This window comes from Undibacterium sp. YM2, from assembly GCF_009937975.1.
GTDB lineage: Bacteria > Pseudomonadota > Gammaproteobacteria > Burkholderiales > Burkholderiaceae_D > Undibacterium.
In genome coordinates this window covers 3,567,519-3,580,900 of the sequence record NZ_AP018441.1, presented here as the reverse complement: position 1 = coordinate 3,580,900, position 13,382 = coordinate 3,567,519, and the positions used below count along the sequence as shown (strand labels likewise).

Annotated in this window: 12 protein-coding genes; 7 read left to right on the top strand and 5 right to left on the bottom strand. The window is 51.0% G+C overall.

The genetic code is table 11. From position 1 onward, the window contains the following. Positions 1-175: 175 nt before the first annotated feature. Positions 176-2,020, bottom strand: a complete 1,845-nt coding sequence (locus UNDYM_RS16225; protein ID WP_162041953.1) for a DUF885 family protein — start codon at positions 2,018-2,020, stop codon at positions 176-178. Positions 2,021-2,403: 383 nt separating this feature from the next. Between UNDYM_RS16225 and UNDYM_RS16220 the strand changes: the two genes are divergently transcribed. Continuing rightward, positions 2,404-3,513, top strand: a complete 1,110-nt coding sequence (locus UNDYM_RS16220) for a VCBS repeat-containing protein (RefSeq protein ID WP_162041952.1) — start codon at positions 2,404-2,406, stop codon at positions 3,511-3,513. 102 nt (positions 3,514-3,615) lie between these two features. Here the strand turns inward: UNDYM_RS16220 and UNDYM_RS31245 are convergent, their stop codons facing one another. Both UNDYM_RS31245 and UNDYM_RS31405 read right to left on the bottom strand, forming a co-directional pair. After that, entirely contained in the window at positions 3,616-4,821 is a 1,206-nt protein-coding gene (locus UNDYM_RS31245) for a methyl-accepting chemotaxis protein (protein WP_162041951.1), read from the bottom strand. A 50-nt stretch (positions 4,822-4,871) separates the two neighbouring features. After that, the gene (locus UNDYM_RS31405; protein WP_162041950.1) at positions 4,872-5,339 is read right to left on the bottom strand and encodes an MCP four helix bundle domain-containing protein; all 468 of its coding nucleotides are present in this window, start codon (positions 5,337-5,339) and stop codon (positions 4,872-4,874) included. Positions 5,340-5,527: 188 nt separating this feature from the next. On the opposite strand from UNDYM_RS31405, the gene UNDYM_RS16205 reads away from it, so the two are divergent. Together UNDYM_RS16205 and UNDYM_RS16200 are read left to right on the top strand one after the other, a co-directional pair. Beyond that, complete coding sequence (locus UNDYM_RS16205) at positions 5,528-6,514, top strand: fumarylacetoacetate hydrolase family protein (RefSeq protein WP_162041949.1); 987 nt, start codon at positions 5,528-5,530, stop codon at positions 6,512-6,514. A gap of 96 nt (positions 6,515-6,610) precedes the next feature. Beyond that, positions 6,611-7,768: an ABC transporter substrate-binding protein gene (locus UNDYM_RS16200; protein ID WP_370529488.1), complete on the top strand. Its 1,158-nt coding sequence runs from the start codon at positions 6,611-6,613 to the stop codon at positions 7,766-7,768. A 4-nt stretch (positions 7,769-7,772) separates the two neighbouring features. Here the strand turns inward: UNDYM_RS16200 and UNDYM_RS16195 are convergent, their stop codons facing one another. Beyond that, positions 7,773-10,034, bottom strand: coding sequence for a patatin-like phospholipase family protein (locus UNDYM_RS16195; RefSeq protein WP_162041947.1), 2,262 nt, complete (start codon positions 10,032-10,034; stop codon positions 7,773-7,775). 125 nt (positions 10,035-10,159) lie between these two features. Here UNDYM_RS16195 and UNDYM_RS16190 point away from each other — a divergent pair, with 125 nt between their 5' ends. From UNDYM_RS16190 to UNDYM_RS16175, 4 genes are all read left to right on the top strand, one after another. Next, positions 10,160-11,101: a CysB family HTH-type transcriptional regulator gene (locus UNDYM_RS16190; protein WP_162041946.1), complete on the top strand. Its 942-nt coding sequence runs from the start codon at positions 10,160-10,162 to the stop codon at positions 11,099-11,101. After that, positions 11,098-11,901, top strand: coding sequence for an HAD family hydrolase (locus UNDYM_RS16185; RefSeq protein ID WP_162041945.1), 804 nt, complete (start codon positions 11,098-11,100; stop codon positions 11,899-11,901). The genes UNDYM_RS16190 and UNDYM_RS16185 overlap by 4 nt, the downstream gene beginning before the upstream one ends. Next, entirely contained in the window at positions 11,894-12,547 is a 654-nt protein-coding gene (locus UNDYM_RS16180) for a class I SAM-dependent methyltransferase (RefSeq protein ID WP_162041944.1), read from the top strand. The genes UNDYM_RS16185 and UNDYM_RS16180 overlap by 8 nt, the downstream gene beginning before the upstream one ends. A 94-nt stretch (positions 12,548-12,641) precedes the next feature. Beyond that, positions 12,642-12,938, top strand: coding sequence for an SCP2 sterol-binding domain-containing protein (locus UNDYM_RS16175; protein ID WP_162041943.1), 297 nt, complete (start codon positions 12,642-12,644; stop codon positions 12,936-12,938). A 96-nt stretch (positions 12,939-13,034) separates the two neighbouring features. Here the strand turns inward: UNDYM_RS16175 and UNDYM_RS16170 are convergent, their stop codons facing one another. Then, positions 13,035-13,373 carry a hypothetical protein gene (locus tag UNDYM_RS16170; protein ID WP_162041942.1) on the bottom strand — a complete coding sequence of 113 codons (339 nt, stop codon included), beginning with the start codon at positions 13,371-13,373 and terminating at the stop codon, positions 13,035-13,037. Positions 13,374-13,382 lie beyond the last annotated feature (9 nt).

The window sequence follows — 13,382 nt, the reverse complement described above, 5'->3', positions numbered from 1 at the left end:
CAGTCAGCACCGGGATTGTTTGTTGATTAACAAGCCCGGTGCTGTATTCGATTTACTGCTTATGTTTACAAAAATGAGTTTGCAAAAATGAGTTTGCAGAATGAGTCTTATATTTCATTCTGCTTCAGATACAGTGGCAGGTCAATCAAGCGATAGAAAATAAATCCAAACTTGCTCAATTTGTCTTTTGGCTGTCTATCCACTTGTTGACTTTGGCTTCCAGCAAGGCCAGTGGCAGGGTGCCGTCGCTGAGTATCACGTCATGGAACTGGCGCAGGTCAAAGCGCTTACCCAGGGTGGCAGTGGCTTTTTGCCTGAGTTCGACGATTTTCAGTGAGCCTATCTTGTAACCCAGGGCCTGACCTGGCCAGGCCATATAGCGCTCGGTAGCCTGACGTGAGGCAGCCTCGCTATAACCGAGGGTGGCTTGCTGGTATTGTATGGCTTGCTCTCGTGTCCAGCCTTTTGAGTGCAGGCCGGTATCGACGACCAGACGGGTGGCACGCAAGAGTTCATCTGTCAGGTGGCCGAGATAGGCACTGGGATCATTCTCAAACAGGCCCATTTCCTTGCCCAGGGTTTCGGCGTACAGGGCCCAGCCCTCGGTATAGGCATTATTACCACCGAATTTACGGAACTTGGGTATGTCCAGTTCCTGCGATGTTGCCAAATGGAAATGATGTCCGGGTTGGCCTTCATGCAGGTACAGGGTTTTCATTCCTGTCGTGCTGTAGTCTGCCGGGTTGTTGATGACGGCCCAGAACACACCGGGGCGTGAGCCATCAAAGGCTGGCTGGGTGTAATGGTCAGACGCGGTCTGGCGACTGATTTCCGGCTCGGCACGGATATCCAGTGCCGCCTTGGGCATTTTGTTGAACAATTCTGGCAGTTTGGCCTTGACCATTTTTTCTATCTGGCGGTAGCCGTCCAGTACTTCGGCCTCGGTTTTGTAAGGACGGTATTGGTTTTGTGTATCTATCCAGGCTGGCAGGCCCACCGGGTCGCCGCGATAACCCAGTTTTGGACCCAGGGCGACAAATTCGCTTTGTATGCGCGCTACTTCTTTCAAACCTATCGCATGTATGGTTTCCGGGTCCAGGGTAGTCGTGGTCTGGTCGCGTACCAGTGCGCGATACCAGGCATCACCACCTGGCAATGCGCCAAAACCACTGCTGCTGCGGCTGGCGGCCAGATAGTCTTGCGACAGGAATTGATTGAACTGGCGCAAGGCGGGCAAGACTTTTGCAGTTAATACCTGCTTGTATTCTTTACTCAGGCGTTGCTTGTCTGCCTCGCTAAAACCCTCGGGGAAGTTTTTGACAGGGGCAAAGTAGGCATGATCTTCCACTTTATCTGTGACCAGTTGCGCAAACTGGGGCTGGGCAGAATTCACGAGGGCTTTGGGCAGTACGATGCCGCGCTTCATGCCTTCGTGCATGTTGCCAGTAGCCTGATTCAGCCATACGGGCAATTGCGCCAGACGACGCAAGAAGATTTCGTATTGTTTAACCGTCTTCAGGGGTTGTGCGCTTTGGCCGGAGGCAAAATGGGCTAGGGTGACAGGGAGACTATCCATTTGATTGATGGGTAGCAGATGCCCGTCAAATCTGGACATTTCCAGGCTGGCCTTGAGTTCATAGTCCAGGCAGTCATAGGTGACGGTATCGGTCGCTGATAATTGTTCGCGTTTGATGCGCACCAACTTGCTGGCGATATCCTTCCACATGGCGATCTGCTTTGCCCGGGTCGTTGCAGACAGTGTCATGGGCAGTTTATCGTCATAGCGGGTATCGCCGTTATAAGTGGCGCCTATCGGGTCAAAGGCGGTTTGTTTTTCATAGTATTCATCGGCCAGTTTATTGAGTTGTTTACCCAGGCGATCGCCTTCTTGCTGTCCGGATTGCGCAATTGCAGCATGCTTATTTTTTGTAGTGGCAGCGTCATTTGTTGCCATGACGTTGGCGCAACTGATCAAACCGGCAGAAATAAGAACACCGGATATCAAGCGCAACTTGAGCATAAGAGTTTCCCAAAGAATATTGAAATAAAATAGTTTGCAAGCATACCATCGTGCGAGCCTGAATTTGCTGTGACCATGGTGAATGGTCAGCAGTTCCCAAAAGCACAATGTTCAGACAATAAAAATGGATTTATCCGTTTTTTTGCATAAAGCTTTTTGAACTTTGACCGTTATCCAGTTAGATCACGCATATTCCATTTGACGAATGAGCAATTCCGAAGTGCGTGTGGATGGAAGGTATATCGGGCTGGCAAGCTTCGCGTGGTCGTGTCCTGTGTGTTGAGCACCGGAGGGCGAGGGCGAGCTGTTGTATGTAAAAAAATATAAGCCCTCGGTATGTGTTCCAGGTTTACTTCATCATCAGCTCATGGCTGGAGCACATCATGAAAATTGCTTCCTCGGATATTTCCTTTTCTTCCCAACATGCTGCCACGACTACCCTGGAAACGCAGGAAAAACTGCGCGCCTGGATAGGTAAGGAACGCCCAGATTTTGAAGGCAGGAATGCCAGTCTCCCTGCGAATATGCGAAATGCATCCAGCAATGTGCAAATTTCGGACGCTGCGAGGGCGGCCCAGTTTGCACCGGCCGTGCCTGCGGATAATGCCGCTGCAAGCGCAGACGCCGTGCAGCAAGCCAGTGATGAAGCTGACAATGACCCGCGCATACGTCTGATCAAATACATCATAGAACTGATGACGGGCAAACAGATCAATACCCTGAGCAGTGCTGATATACAGCAGGATACCGCGGCACCAGCAGCACCGTCAGGGCCGGCTACGCAGGCTCCTGCAGAAGCAGCGCAAAATGCTCCGCCAGCACAGAAAGGCTGGGGAGTAGAAATAGACAGGCACCAATCTTATACCGAGACTGAGCAAACCTCTTTCCACTCGACCGGGAAAATCGTGACTGCAGATAATAAGGAAATCAGCTTCGACCTGTCGTTTGAATTAAGCCGCAGTTATCATGAAGAAAGCAGCAGCAGTGTGCGCCTTGGTGATGCCAAGAAAGTCGATCCCCTGGTCATTAATTTCTCTGGCAATTCTGCTCAACTGACATCGCAAAAGTTTGCTTTTGATCTGGATGCCGATGGCAAGAAAGATAATATCTCTTTTGTCCAGGGCGCCGGTTTCCTGGCACTGGATAAAAACAATGATGGCAAGATCAATAATGGCAGCGAATTATTTGGTCCCGGCACAGGGAATGGTTTTTCTGAACTGGCAGCCTATGACAGTGATGGCAATCACTGGATAGATGAAAACGATGCGATTTACCAGAAACTCAAAGTATGGACCAAGGATGGTGCCGGGCATGATCAATTGCAGACCTTAAAACAGGCGAATGTCGGAGCGCTATATCTCGGTAATGCCAGTACAGAATTCGATTTGAAGAATGCGCAAAATCAATCCAACGGACAGATACGCTCGTCCGGCGTATGGTTAAGCGAAGACGGCAAGGCACATAGTTTGCAGCAGGTGGATTTGTCGGTATAGATTGCTTGAACCGGCTATCTGTCAGCACTTATGCCAGCACTTGCAAAAACAGCTCCCTGTATGGAGCTGTTTTTGTGTGAGGCATTCATTCTTATCTAAAACTTAAAACTCTTCCCAGTCATCATTCGTTGCCGCAGTCGGTTTTTCCATACTGGATGTTTTCATCGCTGGTTTCGTTGCTGCTTTTGCTGGTGTCTTGCTGATTCTTAACGGTGCCGCCGCAGCTCTGGGCGCGGGACTGACAGCTTTGCTCACTGCGGGAACAGCTGGCTTTTTCACTACTGCATCCAGTTTGAAAACGCTGACTGCCTGTGTTAAAGCACCAGCCTGCTCCTGCATGCTCTCGGCTGCTGCCGCCGCCTGTTCGACCAGGGCAGAGTTTTGCTGCGTCATTTCATCCATCTGCGTGATGGCGAGATTGACCTGTTCTATGCCCGCGCTTTGTTCCTGGCTGGCCGCAGTGATCTCACTCATGATGTCAGCCACATGCTTGATGGAGGTGACGATTTCATCCATGGTCAGGCCTGCTTCATCGACGAGTTTGTTGCCAAGATTGACTTTCTCCACCGAGTCATCGATGAGGGTCTTGATTTCCTTGGCGGCGCTGGCACTGCGTTGCGCCAGGTTCCTGACTTCTGCCGCCACCACGGCAAAACCCCGGCCCTGTTCACCGGCACGGGCGGCTTCAACTGCCGCATTCAGAGCCAGGATATTGGTCTGAAAGGCGATGCCGTCGATAACACCGATGATATCGACGATCTTGCCTGAGCTGTCCTTGATGGAACCCATGGTATTGACAACCTGACCAACGATATTGCCCCCCTTGGTCGCAACCTCAGTCGCTGAAATGGCCAGTTGATTAGCCTGGCGGGCATTGTCGGCATTTTGCTTGACGGTGGAGGTCAGTTCCTCCATGGATGAAGCAGTTTCTTCGAGTGAGCTGGCTTGCGACTCTGTCCTGCTCGACAGGTCGGCATTACCCGAGGCAATTTCGCTCGATGCAGTTGAAATCATTTCAGTGCTGTTGTGTACCTGGCTGATCGTCATGACCAGGCTGTTATTCATATCTGCCAGCGCACTCAGTAATTGGCCGGTTTCATCACGTGAGCGCACTTCTATGCGGCCAGTCAGGTCACCATTGGCGACCTTGGTGGCCACCTGGACGGCTTCATCGAGTGGCTTGGTAATAGAGCGGGAGATCCAGGCTGCAAAAGCTGCACTGAGGATGAAGGCGATGACGCCCAGCACTATCATGAGGTTACGCGAAAACATGATGATGCCTTTGATCGCTTCACCATTGGTCGCCATGTCGTTTTTCTGTATCGCACTCAGATTATCGATGTCGATCAGGGATTGTTTCAGCGCAGGGAAGGTGGACTTCCCATCATGGCGGTGGCTTCCTCCTTTTGATCCAGTTCTATCAGATCACCCGTCTTGCTGAAGGCCGCCACAAAAGCGGCATTGGAGGCGATGAGTTTTTCTACAGCGTCTTTTTCTTTCTGGGGCACTGCCAGTCTTTTGGAAATCTCAAGCAGAGCATTGATTTTTTTCTTGTTTGCATCAATCGCTGTGTATTGGGCAGTACGGGCCTTTTGGTCTGCTGTAATGAACAACTCCAGCGTACGACTGCCATTTTCCTGTATCAGGGCAGCAATTTCGAGTGCACTGATGACGCCGACAGCGTCATCTTCAAGTATTTCCGTGTTGCGGTCGGCAATTTCATTGAGCCTTACCACGCTGATGACTACCATGAGCAGCATGGTCAACAAGGTCAGGCCGAAGCCAAAGCTGAGACGTACCCTGATTTTAAAGTTACTGAAGTTCATGGTGTTTATTCCTGTGCAGATCAGTTTTGAAGGGGGCAGGCAACGGCAGTTTGAGGTTTTAGCATACCTAAAATTGCGCTGTTCTGCTAAGTAAATTGGTCATTAGTCGCGGCGCCTGTCAGTTTCCTGACAATTTCACCAAACCCTTCGGGTAAAATCGTAGAATACTTGATCAAAACAGAGGAATTATGAAGCTTGCAACACTGAAAGATGGCTCCCGGGATGGGCAGTTACTGGTTGTTTCGCGTGACTTGAAGACAGCCGCCATTGCTGACGGCATCGCCCCGACCTTGCAGCGTGCCATGGATGACTGGAATTTTATCCAGCCCCAGCTTGAAGAACTGTATAACCGCCTCAATTCTGGCAGGGCAGTCTATAGTTTTGAGTTCGAGCCAAAAAACTGCATGGCACCTTTGCCGCGGGCATTTCAGTGGGCGGACGGCTCATCCTATGTCAATCACGTAGAGCTGGTGCGCAAGGCCAGAAATGCCGAGATGCCAGACAGCTTCTGGCATGACCCGCTGATGTACCAGGGCGGCAGTGATGATTTCATTGGCCCTTGCGATGACATCGTCATGACGTCGGAAGAATGGGGTATAGACTTTGAAAGTGAAATCGCCGTCGTGACTGGCGATGTGCCCATGGGCGTCAAGGTGCAGCATGCGGGTGACCACATACGTCTGTTGATGCTGGTGAATGATGTCTCCCTGCGTAACCTGATCCCGGCTGAACTGGCAAAAGGCTTTGGCTTTTTCCAGTCCAAACCAGCGTCGAGTTTTTCACCTGTCGCAGTGACGCCGGATGAACTCGGGGAATTCTGGAAGGAGGGCAAAGTACATTTGCCCCTGCGCTCCAGCATGAACGGCATGCTGGTAGGGCAGCCCAATGCGGGTGTCGATATGGTGTTCTCTTTCCCGCAACTGATCACGCATCTGTGCAAGACCAGAAATGCCAAGGCGGGTACTATCATTGGCTCCGGCACGGTATCAAACAAGGATGCCAGCAAGGGTTATAGCTGCATCGCTGAAAAACGCGCGCTGGAAATGATCGCCCTGGGTGAACCTGTCACACCGTACATGAAATTTGGCGACAGTATCAAGATAGAAATGCTGGATAAAAACGGCAAATCGATTTTTGGGGCAATTGATCAAAGCGTCGTTGAGTCGCATCTTTAAGTTGCTATTTTTTGCCTGTTTTTGTTGTCAGCTTTTGCTGCCTGATTTTATTAGCTGCTTTCATTGCCTATTTTTTGGAGTCACCGCATGTCCCTGATCTTTTCTTATTCCCTGCGTGGAGCAGTCGTCGCAGCTTTGAGTTTGGGTAGTGTCGTGGCGCAGGCGCAGATCAGGGTGGGTATCAATTTATCTACTACTGGGCCGGCAGCGGCCATCGGTGCCTCGTCCAAAAATGCCATCATGCTGTGGCCCAAGGAGATCGCAGGCAAAAAAATCGAGTACATCTTGCTTGACGATGCCAGTGACCCAGGCAATGCCGTCAAGAATGCGCGCAAACTGATCACCGAAGAAAAGGTCGATGTAATCGTCGGCCCGAATACCACACCGAGCGCGCTGGCGATGCTGGAAACCGTGGCGGAGAATGAAACACCGATGATCACCCTGGCCGCATCTGCCAGTATCGTCGAACCCATGGATGCTAAGCGTGCCTGGGCTTTCAAGATGCCGCAGAATGATACCCACATGACCACCATATTGACGCAACACATGGCTGATCATGGCGTGAAGACGGTGGCCTTCATTGGCTTTGCTGATGCGTATGGCGAAGGCTGGTGGCGTGAGTTTTCCAAGCTGGCTGAACTGCGCCATATCAAGATCGTTGCCAATGAGCGTTTTGCCCGTACCGATACCAGCGTCACAGGGCAGGTCTTGAAAATGATGTCGGCAAAACCTGATGCCGTATTGATTGCCGGTTCTGGCACACCTGCAGTCTTGCCGCAAAAAACCTTGATAGAACGTGGTTATAAGGCGCAGATTTACCAGACCCATGGTATCGCAAGCCAGGAATTTTTAAAGCTAGGCGGCAAGGATGTGGAAGGCACTTTATTCCCTACCGGCCCGGCAGTGGTGGCATTGCAATTGCCGGAAAAGCATGCAGTCAAAAAAGTCTCTACCGAATTTGTGCGCAAGTATGAAGCTGCTTATGGCGCAGGCACGACAACCCAGTTTGCTGGTGACGCCTGGGGAGCGTATATGTTGCTGGCAAATGCGATTCCTGTTGCCCTGAAAACCAGCCAGCCTGGCAGCAAGGCTTTCCGGCAAGCTTTGCGTACTGCGCTGGAAAACACCAGGGATCTGGTCGTGCCTCAAGGTGTCATCAACATGAATGCTGGCGACCATGTGGGCCTGGACCAGCGTTCACGCGTCATGGGTAAAATTCAGGGCGGCAAATTTGTGTATGCCTACGGCGGTTAAAAAATTATTGCCTGCCCAACTGGAAGAAAACATTTTTTGCGCCACTTTGCCCCACCGCAAAACCCAGGTAAATCGGGCCGATAAAACTGTTGAAACCGGCGAACAGGCTGGCGCTCTTGCGCAATGACTTGAATGACATATCTTCGCCCCTGTTCCAGACACCGCCTGCTTCCAGTGAAGTGCCGAGGAACAGGCTTTGTCCCGCCAGATCAAATTTCACCGCGCGCAGCAAATACGTCATGCTGCCATAAACCATGAAGTCACCCGTGAACTGGTCAGGCTGATAGGCGGATAATTGCTGGAAGCCACCGAGGGTATAGCCTATACCGCGCACATCAGTGCCTTTCTGGAACAGGCCTGCCGCATTCAGCTTGAGATTGATGCTGTGATTTTCTATGCTATTGGCCCAGGTCGTATTGATCGCCACTTCCTGGAAGTTTTTCCGGGTATCACTGGTGCCAAGAAAAGCGCTGGCATCTACCTTATAGCCATAACGCGGAAAGCTGGCATCGCTGAGCTGGTCGATGACGACTGCCGACTTCAGGCCAAATTGTTGCAAGTCTGCGCTGGGCAGGGATTCAACTTTCGTGCTGCCATCTTCATTCAAAAGCAGGAAACCACCTATCTTGGGGCGCACACGGTAGTGATTGAAATTCAGGCCCAGCTTGGCCTCACCCAATGTGCTTTGTTCCCCTATGCGGAAACCCAGGTCGAGCCCCAGTTTGTCACTGCGGAAATTGTATTCGGCAATACGGGTATTGCCGCTATACAGGTTGCGGGTGTTCTGGCCAATCTCTGCAAATGGTGCGAGGTACATGCCTTCGCGCTCAAACAGGGGTTGGCGCAATTCTGTGTGATATTTGATGCTGTTACCAAATTCCAGGTCATTGCGCCATTCCAGTCCGCCATCGGTCAGCCAGGGGCGGCGGTGACCGACTTGCAGCTTGAAGCCGCCAGCACCTTCAAAACCGCTGGATAAAGCCAGGCCAAAACGCAGGAAATGCGGGCCCCAGTTGCGGCCATGGGCGTTTACCCGTATGCCATACTCACCGTCACGTTCAAGCAACTCATGGCTGACGCTGTCAAACTCGCGGGCATTATTCAGTATGGCCAATTTGCGGTTGATCTCTTCCGCCTTGTATTCTGTGCCCAGGCTGATATTCAACTGGCGGCGTATGTCACTCTCGGGCACAGCACCATTGGTACTGATATCGACAAACTGGATTTTGATAGGCGGTAGTTGCGGGTTCAGGCGTATTTCATGGCCTACCGCATAGATGTCTGCCGGTTGACTTAGCGCCAGCAGCTTGCCATCCAGCTCATGGGTGGCTTTCTCGCCTATTTTTACCGCCTCCCTGGATCTGGCAAAATCCATGAAAGTAATATTTCCCATCCCCGGTTCTATCAAGATATCTTTTGAGCTGAGTAGAGCTTTTTGCGCTTCGACATTTTGTTCAGTCAGGATATTGACCATTTGCTGGCTGACATTGAAGAGGGTTTGCAATTGATCCCTGGGCATCAGGGGCGTACCTATATTGACTGCGATAACGATGTCGGCACCCATTTGCCTGGCAATATCGACGGGCAGGTTTTTGACAAGGCCGCCATCAGACAGTAATCTGCCGTCGATTTCTACGGGGGCGAATACCCCTGGCGCCGCCATACTCGCGCGTATGGCTTTGTGCAGAGGGCCTCTGGTGAAGACAACCATTTTCCCGGTTTCAAGATCGGTTGCCAGTGTGCGGAAAGGGATGGGCAAATGATCAAAATCGATATCAGGTGGCAGGTGGGCAGTCCAGTTCTGCAAAATTTCCAGGAACTGACTGGCCTGTACCACGCCTGCGGGCAGGCGCACACCATTGGCGCTCAGGCCCAGCGTGGCACCGAGGGGATATTGTTCATCTTCTTCCCTGACGCTTTGTGGCAGATAACGCCGCTCTACACGATCCAGGGCAATGTCATTGAGTTTCAATGCATCCAGGCGCTTTTCAATTTCGCTGGCAGAAAACCCCGCCGCATACAAGCCACCGACCACTGCACCCATGCTGGTGCCAGCGATGCAATGTATAGGCACGCGCAATTCTTCCAGCACCTTGAGCACGCCAACATGAGCAAAACCACGTGCACCACCGCCAGACAGAGCCAGGCAGATTTTGGGTTTTTTAGCTTGTGGTCCAGGGACGGTAATACTTTCTGCCAAGGCAAGAGATGCTGTCGTCAGATAAACAAAAAGGCTCAAAACTGCCACTAATAATGATTTGTGCATGTTGTAATTGGTGGAAACATGGAATTCTCGGCTCAGGGTCTATATACTAGCGCATGCATATCAAACGATGCTAACCTAGGTCTAATTGCATAAGAGATTATCCTCGCCTTTACAAAAAATTACCCATGAACCTACATCAATTGCGTTTTGTACGCGAAGCTGTAAGACAGAATTTTAATCTGACTGAGGCTGCCAAGGCCTTATTTACATCGCAACCAGGTGTTTCCAAGGCAATTATTGAGCTTGAAGAGGAGTTGGGCGTCGATATTTTTACCCGTCACGGCAAACGCATACGCGGCCTGACCGAACCTGGCAGAGCGGTGTTGAAGTCAGTTGAGCTCATCATGCAGGAAATTGATGGACTTAAACGTATAGGCAAGGAGTTTGCCGCACAGGATAGCGGCAGTTTTACCATCGCCACCACCCACACCCAGGCACGCTATGCCTTGCCCAGGGTGGTGCAGGCCTTCATGCAAAAATACCCAAAGGTAAGATTGTCTTTATTGCAGGGCAATCCCAAGCAAATTGCCGAGATGGTCATGCGTGACCAGGCCGATATTGCCATCGCAACAGAAGCCATTGCCGGTTTTGATGGACTGATCTCCTTGCCATGTTATCAATGGGAGCATGTTGTGGTCGTGCCAGCCGAACATCCCTTGCTGAAGTTGAAGAATGTCAGTCTGGAAGAAATCGCCAATTATTCCCTGATTACCTACGATGCTGCCTTTGCCGGCCGTAGCAAGATAGACCATGCCTTCCAGATACGTAACCTGAAACCGGATATCCTGCTCGAAGCCATTGATGCTGACGTCATCAAGACTTATGTGGAACTGGGCATGGGCATAGGCATCATCGCAGGCATGGCCTTTGATGCCGAGCGCGACAAGAATTTGCGCGCTATACCAGTCGGCCAATTGTTTGGCATGAATATTTCACGGGTGGCGATCAAGCAGGGCGCGTATTTGCGCAGCTATATCTACACCTTTATAGAATTACTGAATCCTACCCTGAACCGTAAAATGATAGACAATGTCATGCAGGGCAATAAGGATACTTATGATTTATGAGCATGCAGGCACTGAGTAGCTGGCCTGCAGAACAACGCAGGCAGGTGCGCGGTATACTGACGGACATTGATGACACCTTCAGTAGCCATGGCAAGCTGACAGTGGCTGCGCTGGCCGCGCTGGACCGTGCAAAAAATGCAGGTTTGCGGCGCATAGCCGTGACTGGCCGACCTACTTACTGGACCTTGCCTCTATTAAGGCTATGTGATTTTGATGCAGTCATTGCCGAGAATGGCGCGAGTGCTTTTTGGCTGGATAAAAATGGCAGGCAGCAGGCGATGTATTATGCCGATGCACAAACCCGTCTGCAACACAGGCAGCGCCTGCTGGATTTTGCTGACACCATGCGCCAGCATTTCCCGGATGTATTGCCTGCTGCAGATGCTGCGCAACGCATCGGTGACCTGGCATTTGATATTGCTGAAAATATTCCTGCGATACCGCTGACGCAATTGAATGAAGTTGTCGCCCTGATCCGTGAACATGGTTTTCATGCGACTACCAGCAGCATCCACGCCCATGCCTCGGTTGCGCCCTTCAGCAAACAAAGCATGAGCCAGCGGGTGTTGCATGAAGTATTTGGCGTCAGCGATGAAGCTGCAAAAGAGACTTATGTATTTATTGGTGATTCTGCCAATGATGCCAGCATGTTTGCCCATTACCCGCTCTCGGTCGGAGTGGCAAACATACGCAATTACCTTGACAGGTTTGAGGCCCATCCAGCCTATGTCTGTCATGCCGAATATGGCGCGGGATTTGTAGAGCTGGTAGATTTTCTGTTGAAAGATAAAAATGAGTGAAAATAAAATGCGCGAATACTATGCGCAACGTGCACAAACGCTGGAAAAGGTTTACCAAAAACCTGAGCGCCAGCAAGACTTGCGTGAAATCCAGGGCAAAGTCCTGGACGTATTGAAAGATCAGCGCGTGCTGGAAGTGGCCTGTGGCACAGGCTACTGGACTGAGCGTTTTGCCCCGGTGGCAGCGAGCGTCGTGGCGACTGATTATAACCAGTCCATGCTCGATGTGGCCCAAGCCAAAGCTTACCCTGAAGGCAAAGTGCAGTTTGCTCTGGCGGACTTGCATGACTTGCCTGCTGCGGCGGCAGGTCAATACTCGGCATGTTTTGCCGGTTTTTTCTGGTCACATGTGATGCGTGATGATCAGACCAGCCTGCTGGGTCATCTGAGCAAGGTAACAGGCAAAGGCACGACTCTGGTGTTGATCGACAATAACTATGTCGAAGGCAGCAGCACAGTGATTGCCCGCACTGATCTTGAAGGCAATACCTTCCAGTTACGCAAGCAGGAAGATGGCAGCAGGGTAGAGATACTCAAGAACTTCCCTACTGATAGTGCACTGCGCAAAAAATTCGGTCCGGCGGTACGCGACATCCGTATTTTCAGAAACACCTACTACTGGATGCTGACCTGCGTATTGAAATAGGTATTGGGATTGAGTTCCATACTCTTCTAGTATTGTCCCTCGAAAGCCTGCCGTGATACATTGCAAGTCGTATACATTTTTTCTGGAGTAATTCATGGATTTGCAAGCTTGTACAGAAGCGATACGCGCTAAAGTTGGTGATGACAGTGGTTTGAACGCCACCCTGAAATTTGATTGCGGTGATGAAGGCGTGGTATTCGTTGATGCATTGGTGACACCAAATACAGTCAGCAATGAAAACAAGGAGGCAGGCTGCACCATCACAATTTCACTGGAAAACCTGGCAGCCTTGCTGACTGGTCAATTGAACCCTATGAACGGTTTCATGATGGGCAAACTTAAAGTGTCTGGCGATATGGGCGTGGCCATGCGCTTGCAGACTGTGGTGTAAGAACCAGTCTTGCAGACAAGTTTTACAGAGCGGCATTTCCTTGGCGATAGCGAGGAAATGCCGTTTTATTTTGGACTTGCGGTATTGCTACTGTTGTCAAACCAGTGACATGGCACTCAATGCCAGTGCCGAAGTGCCATCTGGATATAAGGCATCATAGCAGCGTGTGCAACTGCTGCAAAAAAGGTGGGAGCGCTTGACGAATTTATAGCGCAGTATGAGCTGTAACTGTACTCCACTGCAATGGGGGCAATGCTCACGCATATGGCCTGCCGAGGGCGCGTCCTCGGATTGAAAACCTTCTTCTAACATTACTCCTTCTATGACATCGCGGGGATCAAGCTGCATCAGAATAAAGTCTGGTGCGCGGGCATTGCGCCTTTCTGAATAAGTGTCTTGCTGCTGGGAAAGTAGATGTGCACTGGCTGTCATCATGTTGAGCTC